The organism is Streptomyces fractus (assembly GCF_049844455.1).
In the GTDB taxonomy this organism is placed as follows: domain Bacteria; phylum Actinomycetota; class Actinomycetes; order Streptomycetales; family Streptomycetaceae; genus Streptomyces; species Streptomyces fractus.
The window spans coordinates 7,471,464-7,488,533 of sequence record NZ_JBMYHI010000002.1; the positions used below are offsets into that span (position 1 = coordinate 7,471,464).

The 17,070-nt window shown below is 69.8% G+C and carries 13 protein-coding genes; 10 read left to right on the forward strand and 3 right to left on the reverse strand.

Translation table 11 applies throughout. The features are described 5' to 3' along the window. The first annotated feature begins 87 nt into the window (after nucleotides 1-87). From secD to ACP4E5_RS35950, 4 genes are all read left to right on the forward strand, one after another. On the forward strand, nucleotides 88-1,857 hold the full coding sequence (gene secD, locus ACP4E5_RS35935) for a protein translocase subunit SecD (protein ID WP_425841925.1): 1,770 nt from the start codon (nucleotides 88-90) through the stop codon (nucleotides 1,855-1,857). 1 nt (nucleotide 1,858) lies between these two features. Further along, complete coding sequence (gene secF, locus ACP4E5_RS35940) at nucleotides 1,859-2,995, forward strand: protein translocase subunit SecF (RefSeq protein ID WP_425836134.1); 1,137 nt, start codon at nucleotides 1,859-1,861, stop codon at nucleotides 2,993-2,995. 179 nt (nucleotides 2,996-3,174) lie between these two features. Continuing rightward, on the forward strand, nucleotides 3,175-3,714 hold the full coding sequence (locus tag ACP4E5_RS35945) for an adenine phosphoribosyltransferase (RefSeq protein WP_425836136.1): 540 nt from the start codon (nucleotides 3,175-3,177) through the stop codon (nucleotides 3,712-3,714). A 170-nt stretch (nucleotides 3,715-3,884) separates the two neighbouring features. Then, on the forward strand, nucleotides 3,885-6,410 hold the full coding sequence (locus ACP4E5_RS35950) for a RelA/SpoT family protein (protein WP_425836138.1): 2,526 nt from the start codon (nucleotides 3,885-3,887) through the stop codon (nucleotides 6,408-6,410). Between the two features lie 141 nt (nucleotides 6,411-6,551). Here the strand turns inward: ACP4E5_RS35950 and ACP4E5_RS35955 are convergent, their stop codons facing one another. Beyond that, nucleotides 6,552-7,784 (reverse strand): DUF349 domain-containing protein, encoded by a 1,233-nt coding sequence (locus tag ACP4E5_RS35955; RefSeq protein WP_425836139.1) that lies wholly within the window; start codon nucleotides 7,782-7,784, stop codon nucleotides 6,552-6,554. Between the two features lie 202 nt (nucleotides 7,785-7,986). Further along, on the reverse strand, nucleotides 7,987-8,766 hold the full coding sequence (locus ACP4E5_RS35960; RefSeq protein ID WP_425836141.1) for a peptidylprolyl isomerase: 780 nt from the start codon (nucleotides 8,764-8,766) through the stop codon (nucleotides 7,987-7,989). Nucleotides 8,767-8,918: 152 nt separating this feature from the next. On the opposite strand from ACP4E5_RS35960, the gene ACP4E5_RS35965 reads away from it, so the two are divergent. From ACP4E5_RS35965 to rpsD, 5 genes are all read left to right on the forward strand, one after another. Then, nucleotides 8,919-9,629, forward strand: a complete 711-nt coding sequence (locus ACP4E5_RS35965; protein WP_425836143.1) for an MBL fold metallo-hydrolase — start codon at nucleotides 8,919-8,921, stop codon at nucleotides 9,627-9,629. 12 nt (nucleotides 9,630-9,641) lie between these two features. Further along, entirely contained in the window at nucleotides 9,642-10,904 is a 1,263-nt protein-coding gene (hisS, locus tag ACP4E5_RS35970) for a histidine--tRNA ligase (protein ID WP_425836145.1), read from the forward strand. Between the two features lie 199 nt (nucleotides 10,905-11,103). Further along, nucleotides 11,104-11,745 (forward strand): vitamin K epoxide reductase family protein, encoded by a 642-nt coding sequence (locus ACP4E5_RS35975; protein ID WP_425836147.1) that lies wholly within the window; start codon nucleotides 11,104-11,106, stop codon nucleotides 11,743-11,745. 49 nt (nucleotides 11,746-11,794) lie between these two features. Then, on the forward strand, nucleotides 11,795-13,174 hold the full coding sequence (locus ACP4E5_RS35980; protein ID WP_425836149.1) for a replication-associated recombination protein A: 1,380 nt from the start codon (nucleotides 11,795-11,797) through the stop codon (nucleotides 13,172-13,174). Nucleotides 13,175-13,535: 361 nt separating this feature from the next. Further along, on the forward strand, nucleotides 13,536-14,150 hold the full coding sequence (rpsD, locus tag ACP4E5_RS35985) for a 30S ribosomal protein S4 (RefSeq protein WP_327664298.1): 615 nt from the start codon (nucleotides 13,536-13,538) through the stop codon (nucleotides 14,148-14,150). A 54-nt stretch (nucleotides 14,151-14,204) separates the two neighbouring features. On the opposite strand, the gene ACP4E5_RS35990 is transcribed toward rpsD, so the two are convergent. Beyond that, nucleotides 14,205-16,448: an ATP-binding protein gene (locus tag ACP4E5_RS35990; RefSeq protein ID WP_425836152.1), complete on the reverse strand. Its 2,244-nt coding sequence runs from the start codon at nucleotides 16,446-16,448 to the stop codon at nucleotides 14,205-14,207. A 172-nt stretch (nucleotides 16,449-16,620) separates the two neighbouring features. On the opposite strand from ACP4E5_RS35990, the gene ACP4E5_RS35995 reads away from it, so the two are divergent. Continuing rightward, nucleotides 16,621-17,067, forward strand: coding sequence for a DUF948 domain-containing protein (locus tag ACP4E5_RS35995; protein ID WP_385763044.1), 447 nt, complete (start codon nucleotides 16,621-16,623; stop codon nucleotides 17,065-17,067). Nucleotides 17,068-17,070: the final 3 nt, after the last annotated feature.

The following is a 17,070-nucleotide window of genomic DNA, read 5'->3' on the forward strand; positions in this document are numbered from 1 at the left end:
GCGTGAACCGCGCGGACTCTCGACCATTTCATGGCCGTCCTGGCACCCAACCCCGATGCCGGACGGATGGAGAGGGAGTACGAGAAGGTGGCCACACCTAAGAAGAGCCGAGGGGCAGGTGCCCAGGCGAAGCCCGGGCGCGCCCTGGGCCTGATCGTGATCATCATGGTCGCGCTCGTCGGGGGGATGTTCGCCTCCGGCACGTTCACCCCGCGCCTCGGCATCGACCTCGCGGGCGGCACCAGCATCACGCTGGAGGCCAAGAACGAGCCGGGCAAGCCCAACGCGATCAACAAGACCAACATGGACACAGCGGCGGACATCATCAACCGCCGTGTCAACGGCATGGGTGTCTCCGAGGCCGAGGTCCAGACGCAGGGCAAGAGCAACATCATCGTCAACATCCCGCGAGGGACGAACGAGAAGCAGGCTCGCGAGCAGGTCGGTACGACCGCGCAGCTCTACTTCCGTCCGGTGCTCACGATGACCTCCGGCCAGCCGACCGGCAAGGGTGACAAGTCGGCCACCCCGTCCCCGAGCGCCTCGACAGGCGACAAGGCGACCGACAAGTCCACCGGCTCGGACAAGTCGACCGGCGACAAGGCGACCGACAAGTCGACGGCCACGCCGACGCCGAGCGCCACGACGCAGGGCCGCGCCGTCACCGACAGCCTCAAGGCCGACGCGACGCCGAGCGCCTCCGCGAAGACCGGCGGCGACACCAAGGCGACCCCGAGCGCCAGCGCCGACCCGGCGACCGCCGCGCTGCAGAAGAAGTTCATGCAGCTCGACTGCACGGACAAGGCCGCCCGCACCAAGATCAACGAGGGCTCGAAGGCCTCGGATCCGATCATCGCCTGCGGCCAGAGTCAGGGCCAGTGGCAGAAGTACGTCCTCGGCCCGTCCGAGGTGGGCGGCAAGGACGTCAAGAAGTCCCAGGCGACCATCAACCAGCAGAACGGCCAGTGGGTCGTGAACATGGAGTTCACGGGCACCGGATCGAAGAAGTTCGCCGCGACGACCAGCAAGCTCAAGAGCCAGCAGTCGCCGATGAACCAGTTCGCCATCGTCCTCGACGGTGACGTGGTCTCCGCCCCCAGCGTCAGCTCCACGCTGAGCCAGAACGCCGAGATCTCCGGCTCCTTCACCCAGAAGTCCGCCCAGGACCTCGCGAACGTGCTGTCCTACGGCGCGCTGCCGCTGACCTTCCACGAGCAGAGCGTCACCTCGGTGACCGCCGCGCTCGGCGGTGAGCAGCTGAACGCCGGCCTGATCGCGGGCGCCATCGGCCTCGCGCTGGTCGTCCTCTACCTGGTGGTCTACTACCGGGGCCTGTCGGTCGTCGCCCTCGCCTCGCTGCTCACCTCCGGCATCCTCACGTACACCCTGATGACGCTGCTCGGCCCGGCCATCGGCTTCGCGCTGAACCTGCCTGCCGTCTGCGGTGCCATCGTGGCCATCGGTATCACCGCGGACTCGTTCATCGTGTACTTCGAGCGAATCCGGGACGAGATCAGAGAGGGCCGCTCCGTGCGCCCCGCGGTGGAGCGCGCCTGGCCGCGGGCCCGACGCACCATCCTGGTCTCCGACTTCGTGTCGTTCCTCGCGGCCGCGGTGCTCTACATCGTGACCGTCGGCAAGGTGCAGGGCTTCGCGTTCACGCTCGGCCTGACCACCCTGCTCGACATCGTCGTGGTCTTCCTCTTCACGAAGCCGCTGATGACGCTGCTGGCCCGCACCAAGTTCTTCACGGGCGGGCACAAGTGGTCCGGCCTCGACCCCAAGCGCCTCGGCGTGCAGCCCCCGCTGCGTCGCACCCGCCGCGCCACCCGCCCTGTCGACCCGAAGGAGGCGTGAGATGTCGAAGCTGGGCAATCTCGGCGCCAGGCTGTATCGCGGTGAGGTCGGGTACGACTTCATCGGGAAGCGCAAGATCTGGTACGGCGTCTCGATCCTGATCACCATCACGGCCATCGTCGGCCTGGCGGTGCGCGGCCTGAACATGGGCATCGAGTTCGAGGGCGGCGCGGTCTTCACGACGCCCAAGACCAGCGTCTCGGCCCAGAAGGCCGAGGAGTACGCCACGAAGGCCTCGGGCCACGACGCGGTCGTGCAGGAGCTCGGCTCGGGCGGTCTGCGCATCCAGGTCGCGGGCGTCGACACCGCCAAGTCGGACCAGATCAAGGCCGAGCTGTCCAAGGACATGGACATCAAGGCCGACGACATCAACGCCGACCTGGTGGGCCCCAGTTGGGGCGCGTCGATCGCCAACAAGGCATGGCAGGGCCTGGCCATCTTCATGGTCCTGGTCGTGATCTATCTGGCGATCGCCTTCGAGTGGCGGATGGCGCTCGCGGCACTCGTCGCGCTCATCCACGACATCACGATCACCGTCGGGATCTACGCCCTGGTGGGCTTCGAGGTCACCCAGGGCACGGTGATCGGTCTGTTGACGATCCTCGGTTATTCGCTCTACGACACGGTCGTCGTCTTCGACTCGCTCAAGGAACAGACGAAGGGCCTGGAGAAACAGACCCGCTGGACGTACAGCGAGGTCGCCAACCGGTCGATCAACAGCACCCTGGTCCGCTCGATCAACACCACGATCGTGGCGCTCCTCCCGGTCGGCGGCCTGCTGTTCATCGGCGGCGGCTTCCTCGGCGCGGGCATGCTGAACGACATCTCGCTGTCGCTCTTCGTGGGCCTCGCCGCCGGTGCGTACTCGTCGATCTTCATCGCCACTCCGCTGGTCGCCGACCTCAAGGAACGCGACCCGAAGATGAAGGCGCTCAAGAAGCGGGTGCTCGCCAAGCGGGCGTCGGCCGCCGCGCAGTCCGACTCGGCCGTCGTGGGCCACCAGGCCGACGGCTCGCCGGCCTCGGACACCGAGCCGCAGGACGCCGCCCCCGCGGGCGCCGCTCCCGCCGCCTCGGGACCGCGCAGCCAGCCGGCCCGCAACCGCGGCCGCGGCCGCCCCTCGGGCAAGCGCCGCTGACCCGGACCGTCACGGTCGCCACAGGGCGCCAGGAGCCTTCGGGCCTCTGGCGCCCTCGGCGTTTCCCGACAGCGTCGACTGCTAAGGTTGGCGGTCGCCACAAAGCGGTCGAACTTCCCGTTCGAACCTCCCGCTCGAACCTCCCGGAAAACCCTTCACATACACGCTGAGGTGCAGAAATGACCGACATCAAGGAGCTGCTCCTCAGCCGCATCCGCGATGTGCAGGACTATCCGGAGCCCGGTGTCCTGTTCAAGGACATCACCCCGCTGCTCGCGGACCCGGCGGCCTTCACCGCGCTCACCGACACGCTCGCGGAGCTCTGCGTCCGCCACGGCGCCACGAAGATCGTCGGTCTGGAGGCGCGCGGCTTCATCCTGGGCGCTCCCGTCGCGATCCGCGCGGGCCTCGGCTTCATCCCCGTACGCAAGGCGGGCAAGCTCCCCGGTGCGACGCTCTCGCAGTCCTACGACCTGGAGTACGGCTCCGCCGAGATCGAGGTGCACGCCGAGGACCTCGGCGCGGACGACCGCGTCATGGTGATCGACGACGTGCTTGCGACCGGCGGCACCGCCGAGGCCGCGGTGCACCTGATCCGCCGCGCGGGCGCCGAGGTCGCGGGCTGCGCCGTCCTCATGGAGCTCGGCTTCCTTCCGGGCCGCGAGCGGCTGGAATCCGCCCTCCAGGGAGCGCCGCTCGACGCCCTGCTCGTGGTGTAAAGCCGCAGCTCACAGCCTTGGCGGCGGGCCCGGAGGAATCCGGTGCCCGCCTCTGGTGTTTCACCACTACGAAGGCGTCCCAGCGGCCCAGGGCGAGCCGCGGACGCCGGATCGATACCATGGGCTCTCCGGGACCTGAACGGGGGACCCGTCGCGCACGAGGAGCGCCGTTGCCAGACGAGGCCAAGCCACTCTCCGCCGCCACGCATGACGAACAGGCCACTCGCGCCGCGGCTCCTTCCCGCACGCCCGAGAAGGACGCGAACACGGCGAGGCCTGCGCCGCCGAGCGGCACGGCGGCCGAGCAGCCGCGCACCAAGCCCCCGGCCAACCAGCCGCGCCCCACACCCCCGCCGGCGATCCGCGCGGCCACGAACCAGCCGGCGGCGCGCTCCGGCTCCTCCAACCGCGTCCGCGCCCGCCTCGCCCGCCTCGGCGTGCAGCGCTCGAACCCGTACAACCCGGTCCTGGAGCCGCTGCTGCGGATAGTGCGCAGCAACGACCCGAAGATCGAGACGTCCACGCTGCGCCAGGTCGAGCGCGCCTACCAGGTCGCCGAGCGCTGGCACCGCGGCCAGAAGCGCAAGAGCGGCGACCCGTACATCACGCACCCGCTCGCCGTGACGACGATCCTCGCCGAGCTCGGCATGGACCCGGCCACGCTCATGGCCGGCCTGCTGCACGACACCGTCGAGGACACCGAGTACGGCCTGGACACCCTCAAGCGCGACTTCGGCGACCAGGTCGCCCTGCTCGTCGACGGCGTCACCAAGCTGGACAAGGTCAAGTTCGGTGAGGCCGCGCAGGCCGAGACCGTGCGCAAGATGGTCGTCGCCATGGCCAAGGACCCGCGCGTCCTGGTCATCAAGCTCGCCGACCGCCTGCACAACATGCGCACCATGCGCTACCTCAAGCGCGAGAAGCAGGAGAAGAAGGCCCGCGAGACGCTGGAGATCTACGCTCCGCTGGCGCACCGCCTGGGCATGAACACCATCAAGTGGGAGCTGGAGGACCTCGCGTTCGCGATCCTCTACCCCAAGATGTACGACGAGATCGTGCGGCTCGTGGCCGAGCGCGCGCCCAAGCGCGACGAGTACCTGGCCATAGTGACCGACGAGGTGCAGTCCGACCTGCGCGCGGCCCGCATCAAGGCGACCGTGACCGGACGCCCGAAGCACTACTACAGCGTCTACCAGAAGATGATCGTCCGCGGCCGTGACTTCGCGGAGATCTACGACCTGGTGGGCATTCGTGTCCTTGTCGACACGGTGAGGGACTGTTACGCCGCTCTCGGCACGGTCCACGCGCGATGGAACCCGGTCCCCGGCCGGTTCAAGGACTACATCGCGATGCCCAAGTTCAACATGTACCAGTCGCTGCACACGACGGTGATCGGCCCCAACGGCAAGCCCGTTGAGCTCCAGATCCGTACGTTCGACATGCACCGCCGCGCCGAGTACGGCATCGCCGCGCACTGGAAGTACAAGCAGGAGGCCGTCGCCGGCGCCTCCAAGGTGCGCACGGACGCGCCCAAGTCGTCCGGCAAGGGCGGCAAGGACGACCACCTCAACGACATGGCGTGGCTGCGCCAGTTGCTCGACTGGCAGAAGGAGACCGAGGACCCGGGCGAGTTCCTGGAGTCCCTGCGCTTCGACCTGTCGCGCAACGAGGTCTTCGTGTTCACGCCGAAGGGCGACGTCATAGCGCTCCCGGCCGGCGCCACCCCGGTGGACTTCTCCTACGCGGTCCACACGGAGGTCGGCCACCGGACCATAGGAGCGCGGGTCAACGGGCGGCTCGTACCGCTCGAATCGACCCTGGACAACGGCGACCTGGTCGAGGTCTTCACGTCCAAGGCGCAGGGCGCGGGCCCGTCCCGCGACTGGCTCGGCTTCGTGAAGTCGCCGCGTGCGCGCAACAAGATCCGGGCCTGGTTCTCCAAGGAGCGCCGCGAGGAGGCCATCGAGCAGGGCAAGGACGCCATCGCGCGCGCCATGCGCAAGCAGAACCTGCCGATCCAGCGGATCCTGACGGGCGACTCGCTCGTCACGCTCGCGCACGAGATGCGCTACCCGGACATCTCGTCCCTGTACGCCGCCATCGGCGAGGGCCACGTCACGGCGCAGTCCGTCGTGCAGAAGCTCGTCCAGGCGCTCGGCGGCGAGGAGGCCGCCAACGAGGACATCGCCGAGAGCGCACCGCCCTCGCGCGGCCGATCCAAGCGCCGCTCGAACGCCGACCCGGGCGTGGTGGTCAAGGGCGTCGACGACGTCTGGGTGAAGCTGGCGCGCTGCTGCACGCCGGTGCCCGGCGACCCGATCATCGGCTTCGTCACGCGCGGCAGCGGCGTATCGGTTCACCGCAGCGACTGCGTCAACGTGGACTCGCTGTCCCGCGAGCCGGAGCGCATCCTCGAGGTCGAGTGGGCGCCCACGCAGTCGTCCGTCTTCCTGGTCGCCATACAGGTCGAGGCGCTGGACCGCTCGCGGCTCCTGTCCGACGTGACCCGGGTCCTGTCGGACCAGCACGTGAACATCCTGTCCGCGGCGGTGCAGACGTCCCGCGACCGGGTGGCCACGTCCCGCTTCACGTTCGAGATGGGCGACCCGAAGCACCTCGGCCATGTCCTCAAGGCGGTACGCGGCGTGGAGGGCGTGTACGACGTCTACCGGGTGACGTCGGCACGGCGGCCGTAACCACTCGAGTGCCTGCGGCGGGTGAGCAAATCAAGCCCCTGCGGCGATTGAGCAGCGGAGCCCGGGGCAGAGCCCCGAGACGTAGGAACGGCCCCCGAGCACAATGCTCGGGGGCCGTTTCACGCTGCCGCGCCAGCAGGGTCACCCACCGAACTCGTGCAACCCCTTCACCGCCTGGTCAAGCAGCGCCTGGCGACCGTCAAGCTCCTTCTGGAGCTTGTCCGCCTTCGCGTTGTTGCCCTGCGCACGCGCCTGCTCGACCTGACCGACCAGCTTGTCGACCGCCGCCTGGAGCTGACCGGTGAGGCCCTCGGCACGCGCGCGTGCCTCCGGGTTCGTACGGCGCCACTCGGCTTCCTCGGACTCCTGGAGGGCGCGCTCCACGGTGTGCATCCGGCCCTCGACCTTCGGGCGGGCGTCCCGCGGGACGTGACCGATGGCCTCCCACCGCTCGTTGATCGAGCGGAAGGCGGCGCGTGCCGACTTCAGGTCCTCGATCGGCAGCAGCTTCTCGGCCTCGTCGGCGAGCGCCTCCTTGAGCTTGAGGTTCTCGCCCTGCTCGGCGTCGCGCTCGGCGAACACCGCGCTGCGGGCCGCGAAGAAGACGTCCTGGGCGCCGCGGAAGCGGTTCCACAGGTCGTCCTCGTGCTCGCGCTGGGCGCGGCCCGCGGCCTTCCAGTCCGTCATCAGGTCGCGGTACCGGGCCGCCGTGGCGCCCCAGTCCGTCGAGTTCGACAGCGACTCGGCCTCCGCGACCAGCTTCTCCTTGGTCTTGCGGGCCTCCTCGCGCTGCGCGTCAAGCGACGCGAAGTGGGCCTTGCGGCGCTTGGAGAAGGCCGAGCGGGCGTGCGAGAAGCGGTGCCACAGCTCGTCGTCCGACTTGCGGTCCAGGCGCGGCAGCCCCTTCCAGGTGTCCACAAGGGCGCGCAGCCGCTCGCCGGCCGCCCGCCACTGCTCGGACTGGGCCAGCTCCTCCGCCTCGACGACCAGCGCCTCCTTGGAGTGCCGCGCCTCGTCGGACTGCTTGGCCTTCTGGACCTTGCGCTCCTCGCGGCGGGCCTCGACGCTCTCCACCAGCTTGTCGAGCCGCTTGCCGAGCGCGTCCAGATCGCCGATCGCGTGGGCGTCCGTGACCTGGTCGCGCAGGTGCTCGATCGCCGTCATGGCGTCCTTGGACGACAGGTCGGTCGTCTTCACCCGGCGCTCGAGGAGCCCGATCTCGACGACCAGGCCGTCGTACTTGCGCTTGAAGTAGGCCAGAGCCTCGTCAGGAGACCCCGCCTTCCACGAACCGACCTCCCGCTCGCTGCCGTCGGCCGAACGCACGTACACGGTCCCCGTCTCATCGACGCGGCCCCACGGGTCGCTGCTCACAGCGCCTCCTCCACATGATGCCTGCGCGGGGTGTCTCGCCCCGGGGCATCGTCCACAGTTTCCTGGCGGGCCCGGCCCGCCCTCCACAACGCGGCTCGAATCCGCGCCGCACGAAGCCAATCTAGGCGACCGGCCGCCCCACTGTCCGCACTCAGCGCGGCTCAATTCCGTGCCTACGCGCGCGTGGGGCGGCCCTGTGGCCTCACTTCTTGGTGACCGTGGCCTTCTCGACCTTGACGGCCTTCTTCGGCGCCCCGTCCCCCGAGCCACCGGTGACGCCCTTCGCGGCGACGTCCTGGACGACCTTGAGGCCCTTCGCGTCCATCGTGCCGACGGGCGTGTACGTGGGCGTCAGCTTGCTGTCCTTGTAGACGAGGAAGAACTGGCTGCCGCCGGAGTCGGGCTGCCCGGTGTTCGCCATCGCGACCGTGCCCGCCTTGTAGGTCACCGAGCCGTCCTTGGCCGGCTTGCCGAGCCCGCCCAGGTTCTCGTCGGGGATCGTGTAGCCGGGGCCGCCCGCGCCGGTGCCCTCGGGGTCGCCGCACTGAAGGACGTAGATGCCCTTGGTGGTGAGGCGGTGGCACTTCGTCCCGTCGAAGAAGCCCTTGTCCGCGAGGTGCTTGAACGAGTTCACCGTGTGCGGAGTCTTCGCCGCGTCCATGGCGACCGTGATGTCACCGGCGCTCGTCTTGAAGGCCATGTCGTACTTGGCCTTCTTGTCGATCGCCATCTTGGGCTCCGACGCCTTCTTGCTCGGCGAGGGCGACGGGCTCGCCTCCGCGCCCGAGGTGTCCTTCTTGCCGTCACCGCTGAAGGCCCCGGCGGCATACGCGCCGCCCGTGCCGAGGACGACCACCGCGAGCACGGAGGCGATCACGGTGTTGCGGGTGCGCGCCTTGCGTCGAGCGGACTCGCGCCGCTGCTGCTGGCGCAGGAACTTCTCCCGGGCGAGCTGACGCTGCCGCTGATCCTTGCTGACCACCGGGTGTTCTCCTCGTACGTCTCGTGACCTGCTTCGGGCCCCTGATAGTGCCCCGTACCGTATATGGGTTCGCTGTGGAATCGGCCGCGCCGGTAGGCTCTGATCCGCCGCATTCTGTTTGGACGACATTCCACGACGTACGAAGGACGATTGTGCTGATTGCCGGGTTCCCCGCAGGAGCCTGGGGCACCAACTGTTATCTGGTTGCCCCCGCCGCGGGTGAGGAGTGCGTGATCATCGACCCCGGCCACCAGGCCGCCCAGGGAGTCGAGGAAGCGCTCAAGAAGCACCGGCTCAAGCCGGTGGCGGTCGTCCTCACACATGGGCACATCGACCATGTCGCCTCGGTCGTCCCGGTCTGCGGGGCGCACGACGTCCCGGCCTGGATCCACCCCGACGACCGCTACATGATGAGCGATCCCGAGAAGGGCATCGGTCGCTCCATCGGCATGCCGCTGATGGGCGAGCTGTCCGTGGGGGAGCCGGACGACGTGCGGGAGCTGTCCGACGGAGCGCAGCTGAAGCTCGCCGGGCTCGACTTCGGCGTCGCGCACGCGCCGGGCCATACCAAGGGGTCGGTGACCTTCCGGATGCCCGAGGCGGCGGACATCCCGTCCGTCTTCTTCTCGGGCGATCTGCTCTTCGCCGGCTCCATCGGACGCACCGACCTTCCCGGTGGCTCCATGGACGACATGCTCGAATCGCTGGGCCGTGTGTGCCTGCCGCTCGACGACTCGACCGTGGTGCTGTCCGGACACGGCTCCCAGACGACCATCGGCCAGGAGCGCGCCACCAACCCGTATCTGCGGCAGGTGGCCGCCGGCCAGGGACCCTCCACCGAGGCTCCCCGACGAGGAATGTGACGAGAACCTCCCGTGAGTACCTTCCAGGCCCCCAAGGGCACCTACGACCTGCTTCCGCCGGACTCCGCGACGTACCTCGCGGTCCGCGAGGCGATCTCCGCGCCGCTGCGGAACTCCGGCTACGGCTACATCGAGACTCCCGGCTTCGAGAACGTCGAGCTCTTCGCGCGCGGTGTCGGTGAGTCCACGGACATCGTCACCAAGGAGATGTACGCCTTCGAGACCAAGGGCGGTGACAGGCTCGCCCTGCGCCCCGAGGGCACCGCGTCCGTGCTGCGCGCCGCCCTGGAGGCCAACCTCCACAAGGCGGGCAACCTCCCCGTCAAGCTCTGGTACTCGGGCTCGTACTACCGCTACGAGCGCCCCCAGAAGGGCCGCTACAGGCACTTCTCGCAGGTGGGCGCCGAGGCGATCGGCGCCGAGGACCCGGCCCTGGACGCCGAGTTGATCATCCTGGCCGACCAGGCGTACCGCTCGCTCGGCCTGCGCGACTTCCGCATCCTGCTCAACTCGCTGGGCGACAAGGAGTGCCGTCCGGTGTACCGGGAGGCACTGCAGACCTTCCTGCGCGGCCTCGACCTCGACGAGGACACGCTGCGCCGCGCCGACATCAACCCGCTGCGCGTCCTCGACGACAAGCGGCCCGACGTGCAGAAGCAGCTCGCGGACGCGCCGCTGCTGCGCGACTACCTGTGCGACGCGTGCAAGGCGTACCACGCGCAGGTGCGCGAGCTGCTCACCGCCGAGGGCGTCGCCTTCGAGGACGACGAGAAGCTCGTCCGCGGCCTGGACTACTACACGCGCACGACCTTCGAGTTCGTCCACGACGGACTCGGCTCGCAGTCCGCGGTCGGCGGCGGCGGCCGCTACGACGGCCTGTCCGAGATGATCGGCGGCCCCTCGCTGCCTTCGGTCGGCTGGGCGCTGGGCGTGGACCGTACGGTGCTGGCCCTGGAGGCGGAGGGCGTCGAGCTCGAACTGCCCGCCACCACCAGCGTGTTCGCGGTGCCGCTCGGCGACGAGGCGCGGCGCGTGCTGTTCGCCAAGGTGACCGAGCTGCGCAAGGCCGGGATCTCGGCGGACTTCTCCTTCGGAGGCAAGGGCCTCAAGGGCGCCATGAAGAACGCCAACCGGTCGGGCGCGCGGTTCACGCTCGTCGCCGGTGAGCGGGATCTGGCCGAGGGCGCCGTGCAGCTCAAGGACATGGAGTCGGGCGAGCAGGACGCCGTCGCCGTCGACGAGATCGTGAACGTGCTCACCGCGAAGCTGAAGTAGGAAATCCAGGAAGCTTCTGCGGCAGGCAGATTTGCACACCTGATGTTCGAGGCCCCGGAACACGTTTCCGGGGCCTCGAACGATTTCGCCCCTGAGGGCGTACATGCTTATGTCCAACGAACGGTGGACACAGGGGCGGGTGCGGCAGAATGAGTTCGACCGCAGCACCCACTCGCGTACTCACCTACGGATCGGCGTGATGAGCAAGACGACGACAGCAAGCGACACCGTCTCCCGCGACGGCGGTGCCGACCCCGCGCCCCGCTCCGTCGGCGGCAGCCGGGCCTTCGGGCTCCTGCTGGTGATCACAGGCGCGGCGGGGCTGCTCGCCTCGTGGATCATCACGCTCGACAAGCTCAAGCTGGCCGAGGACCCGAACTTCACGCCGGGATGCTCCCTGAACCCGGTCATCTCCTGCGGCAACATCATGAAGAGCGACCAGGCGACGGCCTTCGGCTTCCCGAACCCGTGGCTCGGCCTCGTGACCTACGCGATCGTGATCTGCGTCGGCATGAGCCTGCTGGCCGGCGCGCGGTTCCCTCGCTGGTACTGGCTGACGTTCAACTTCGGCTGCCTCTTCGGCGTCGGATTCGTGACCTGGCTCCAGTTCCAGTCCCTGTACCGGATCAACGCGCTGTGCCTGTGGTGCTGCCTCGCCTGGGTCGCCACGATCCTGATGTTCTGGTACGTCACGTCGTCCAACATCCGCAACGGCTTCCTGCCGGCGCCGCGCCCGGTCAGGACGTTCTTCGAGGACTTCACCTGGGCCCTGCCCGTCCTGCACATCGGCGTCATCGCCGTGCTGATCTTCACGCGCTGGGGCTCCTCGCTCTGGGCCTGAGGGGCCCGTGCCCGCGGCGTTGTCAGTGGCGTGACTTAGGGTTTTGATCGTGGAAGCCGACCTGTTCACCGCCGCAGCCGAAGAGCGCCAGGAGAAGGACCCGTCCGCGAGCCCCCTGGCCGTCCGGATGCGCCCGCGCGTCCTCGACGAGGTCGTCGGCCAGCAGCACCTGCTCAAGCAGGGCTCGCCGCTGCGCCGACTGGTCGGAGACGGCGGATCCGGCCCCGCAGGTGCCTCCTCGGTGATCCTCTGGGGCCCGCCCGGCATCGGCAAGACCACGCTCGCGTACGTGGTGTCCAAGGCGACGAACAAGCGGTTCGTGGAGCTGTCCGCGATCACCGCGGGCGTCAAGGAAGTGCGCGCCGTCATCGAGGGCGCCCGCCGCGCGCTGGGCGCCCACGGCAAGGACACGGTCCTCTTCCTCGACGAGATCCACCGCTTCAGCAAGGCCCAGCAGGACTCGCTGCTGCCCGCCGTCGAGAACCGCTGGGTGACGCTGATCGCGGCGACGACGGAGAACCCGTACTTCTCGGTGATCTCCCCGCTGCTGTCCCGCTCCCTGCTGCTCACCCTCGAATCGCTCACCGACGACGACCTGCGCGGACTGCTCGCGCGTGCGCTCACCGAGGAGCGCGGTCTCGACAGCGCGGTGACGCTCGCGGAGGACGCCGAGGAGCACATCCTGCGGGTGGCCGGCGGCGACGCCCGGCGCGCGCTCACCGCCTTGGAGGCGGCGGCCGGAGCGGCCATCGCCAAGGGCGAGGAGACCATCACCCTCGAAAGCGTCGAGGAGTCGGTGAACCGCGCGGCGGTGACCTACGACAGGGACGGGGACCAGCACTACGACGTGGCGAGCGCCCTCATCAAGTCCATCCGCGGCTCGGACGTGGACGCGGCGCTGCACTACCTGGCCCGCATGATCGAGGCGGGCGAGGACCCCCGCTTCATCGCCCGCCGCCTGATGATCTCCGCGAGCGAGGACATCGGCCTCGCCGATCCGACGGCCCTGCCGACCGCCGTCGCCGCCGCCCAGGCCGTCGCGATGATCGGCTTCCCGGAGGCGGCACTCACCCTGAGCCACGCGACGATCGCCCTCGCCCTGGCCCCGAAGTCGAACGCGGCGACGACAGCGATCGGCGCCGCCATGGAAGACGTCCGCAAGGGCCTGGCCGGACCCGTCCCGCCGCACCTGCGGGACGGGCACTACAAGGGCGCCGCCAAGCTCGGCCACGCGCAGGGCTATGTGTATCCGCACGATGTGCCCGGCGGCATCGCGGCCCAGCAGTACGCGCCGGACGCGATAGCGGGCCGCCGCTACTACCAGCCGACGCGCTACGGGGCGGAGGCCCGGTACGCGGACGTGGTGGAGCGGGTCCGCGAGCGGCTCCAGGGCCCGGCGAAGGGCCCTGGCGGCGACGGGTCCGACTGATCCGGTAGACTGCTCCGAAGTGCTGTGTCCCGTGCCCGGGATCCCGAAAGGGAGACCGGCACCACCAGAGCGGGACATCAAGCCGGATCCCCCGAACCGCGCGGTCACCGCACGGCACAGGAGATCCAGGAGCGTCGCGCACCGTCGAAGGTGTCGCGGGCAGCCCACCACCAGCCCGGCCCGCGAGGGCCCGGAGCCCGGTCGGTGGGCCACTCGCGTGCTGCACGTATGTGCCCAGACCCGGGAGCGGCTGCCCTGCCCGTCCGCAAGGACAAAGGCGGGGTTTCCCGGGCTGCGGATTGCGACCTCCCCGAACCCTGGTGAAGCCGTATTCGCATCAGAAACACGAGGTGTTTGGTTCATGCCGAACCAGTCCCGCCCCAAGGTCAAGAAGTCGCGTGCCCTCGGCATCGCGCTGACCCCGAAGGCCGTCAAGTACTTCGAGGCCCGCCCCTACCCGCCGGGCGAGCACGGCCGCGGCCGCAAGCAGAACTCGGACTACAAGGTCCGTCTGCTCGAGAAGCAGCGTCTGCGCGCTCAGTACGACCTGAGCGAGAAGCAGATCGCCCGCGCCTACGACCGCGCCAAGAAGGTCGAGGGCAAGACGGGTGAGGCGCTCGTCATCGAGCTCGAGCGTCGTCTCGACGCCCTGGTTCTCCGTTCGGGCATCGCCCGCACGATCTACCAGGCCCGTCAGATGGTCGTTCACGGCCACATCGAGGTCAACGGCCAGAAGGTCGACAAGCCGTCCTTCCGCGTGAAGCCGGACGACGTCGTCATGGTCCGCGAGCGCAGCCGCAACAAGCCGCTGTTCCAGGTCGCGCGTGAGGGTGGCTTCGCCCCCGAGGGCGAGACCCCGCGTTACCTCCAGGTGAACCTGAAGGCCCTGGCCTTCCGCCTGGACCGTGACCCGAACCGCAAGGAGATCCCCGTGATCTGCGACGAGCAGCTCGTCGTCGAGTACTACGCCCGCTGATCTCCCTCACCGGAGTCTCCCTCACGGGAGAGCGGACGTAGTCCCACCTGCGTTTCAGCCCGCCGTCTCCCCGCCCTTCCAGGTGCGGGAGGCGGCGGGTTCGCGTTTCTCCCTGACCGGTTCCGCGGCGCGGGCCGGATGCGGGACCGCCGTCGCCGGGCGCTGCCGCCGGCCGCGGCTCAGCGCGCGGGCCACCGCCTCGTCGTGCTCCAACTGCTCGCCCGAGCGCGCCAGTTCGGCGAAGCGGGCGTCGCCGAGTGCCTGCCGCGCCTGCGTCTCGCACAGCTTGTGCGGCGCGTTGTAGTGGGCCGAGCCGAACAGCGGCAGCCCCACGGAGGACCACATCCGGGCCGCCGCCCCCTGCAGCACCGCGGCCTCGGCGGCGTCCCCCTCCTCGACCGTGACCAGGGCGATCAGCTCCATCGTCAGCACCGTGCCCAGCAGATCGTGGAACTCGTGCTCGATGGCCAGGCCCTCGCCGAGCAGCCGGCGCGCCCGCGCGTAATTCCCCTCCGTCCACTGCGCGTACGCCAGCACATAGAGCGCGTACGCGAGGGTCCAGCGCTCCCCGTGGTCCTCGCACACCTGCCGCACGTCCGCGCACAGCGCCACGGCCTCCGCCAGATCGCCCTGGAAGGCGAGCGACATCGCCAGCTCGACCTGGCCCATCAGGACGTTGCTGTTGAGCTCGCCGATCTCCCGGTACCTGGACAGCGCGGTGCGCAGCAGGTCCTCGGCGCGCGGCAGGTCGTCGGTGACCAGGGCCAGGCACCCGGTGCGGTGCACCGCGTACGCGAGCGCCGTGGCGTCGCCGGTGCGCTCCGCCTCCTCGCGGCACTCCTGAAGCGCGGCGAGCGCGGGCACCGTGTCGCCCTGAAGGATCGCGACGTAGCCGAGCACCCACAGCGCCTTGAGGCGAGAGGCCGCGTACTCCAGGTCGTCGTCACCGCCCCCGGGGCAGATGTCACCGTCGTCGAACTCGACGTCCAGGCCGACGCTGCGGTCCAGCCAGTGCCGCCCCTCGGCGAGCCGCCCGCAGCCCGCCCAGTAGAACCAGAGCGTGCCCGCCAGGTACTGGCCCAGATGCGTCTCGCCCGGCTCGGTCAGGCAGTGTTCGAGGGCCGCCCGCAGATTCGGCAGCTCCGCCTCGATCCGGGACGCCACCTCGCCCTGCCGCGGCGAGAACCAGTCGAGCTCGCACCAGGTGGCCAGGCCCATGTACCAGTCGCGGTGCCTGCGCCGCATCCGGCGGCCGTCGCCCAGACCGTCCAGCCACTCGGCCCCGTACGCGCGCACCGTGTCGAGCATCCGGTAGCGCACCTCGCCGCGGGCCTCCTCGCGGACGACCACGGACTGCGCGAGCAGCTCGTCGAGGACGTCGACGACGTCGTCCGCGGGCAGGCTCTCGCCACCGCAGACGTACTCGGCCGCCTCCAGGTCGAACGAGCCGGAGAACACCGAGAGGCGCGCCCACAGCAACCGCTCCTGGGGCGTGCACAGTTCATGGCTCCAGCCGATCGTGGTGCGCAGCGTCTGGTGCCGGGGCAGGGCGTCCCGCCCGCCGCCGCGCAACAGCCGGAACCGGTCGTCCAGCCGCTCCATCAGCTGCGGCGGCGACAGCACCCGCAGCCGCCCGGCCGCGAGCTCCACCGCGAGCGGCAGACAGTCGAGGCGGCGACACACTTCCAGTACGTCGATCAGCGTGGGCCCGTCCAGCTGGAACCCGGGCAGCAGCGCCGTGGCCCGGTCCGTGAAGAGCTCCGCGGCGTCGGCCGGTGTCAGCGGCGCCAGCGGGAACACCTGCTCCCCTTCGACGGCGAGCGGTCTGCGGCCCACCGCGATCACCCGGAGCCCCGGCGCCGCGCGCAGCAGGTCCCGTATGAGAGAGGCGCACACGTCGACGAGGTGTTCGAACCCGTCGAGCACGAGGACGAGCCGGCGCTCCGCGAGGTGGTCCACGAGGACCTGGCGGGGCGCGCGGGTGGTGTGGTCGGTGAGGCCGAGGGCCTCGGCGAGCGTGTACTCGACGAGCTCGGGCAGCCGCACCGTCGCCAGCTCCACCCGCCACACCCCGTCGGGACACAGGGAGCGCGGCGCGCGGGCGGCCGCGTGGGCGGCGAAGCGGGACTTGCCGACACCGCCGACTCCGGTGACCGTGACCAGGCGGCCGGACTCCAGAGCCGCTGTCAGCGCCGCGAGTTCGGCGGCACGGCCGACGAAACGGTTCAGTTCGTGGGGGAGGTTGCCGGGCCGTGGGGGGCCGGCGGGGACATCTGTGGGGTGCGAAGTGCGTCGCATGGAGCACAGAGCGTACTCAGGCGTGCGCGGTCCGTACAATCACTCTCCCGAATGTCCACCGCTCGGGACGACAATGCGGTACGGAGCGCGGGGTCGGGCGCGATAGGCTCGGGGGACGACTTTTTGATGTTCAGCAGCTGCGTATTCGCACAGAGCTAGGGAGCGGTGCCACGTGTCCGGTGGAGAGGTTGCCGGGATTCTGGTGGCTGTCTTCTGGGCGATCCTGGTCTCCTTCCTCGCGGTGGCGCTCGTGAGGCTGGCCCAGACGCTCAGGGCGACCACCAAGCTGGTCGCGGACGTGACCGAACAGGCCGTGCCGCTGCTCGCCGACGCCTCCGCCGCGGTGCGCTCCGCGCAGACCCAGATCGACCGTGTCGACTCGATCGCCTCGGACGTCCAGGAAGTCACGTCGAACGCGTCGGCGCTCTCCTCCACCGTGGCCTCCACCTTCGGTGGCCCGCTGGTCAAGGTCGCCGCGTTCGGCTACGGAGTGCGCCGTGCCATCGGCGGCCGGGGCAAGGACGCGCCCGCCAAGGAGTCGCGCCGTACCGTGATCGTGGGGCGCACGCTCCCCGAGGCGCGGCGGGCCAAGCGGGCCAACCGGAACAAGAGGGACTGACCG

Coding starts and splice junctions, on each gene's coding strand:
- secF (WP_425836134.1), top strand. CDS start 1,859: ATGTCGAAGCTGGGCAATCTCGGCGCCAGGCTGTATCGCGGTGAGGTC.
- ACP4E5_RS35945 (WP_425836136.1), top strand. CDS start 3,175: ATGACCGACATCAAGGAGCTGCTCCTCAGCCGCATCCGCGATGTGCAG.
- ACP4E5_RS35975 (WP_425836147.1), top strand. CDS start 11,104: ATGAGCAAGACGACGACAGCAAGCGACACCGTCTCCCGCGACGGCGGT.
- rpsD (WP_327664298.1), top strand. CDS start 13,536: ATGCCGAACCAGTCCCGCCCCAAGGTCAAGAAGTCGCGTGCCCTCGGC.
- ACP4E5_RS35990 (WP_425836152.1), bottom strand. CDS start 16,448: ATGCGACGCACTTCGCACCCCACAGATGTCCCCGCCGGCCCCCCACGG.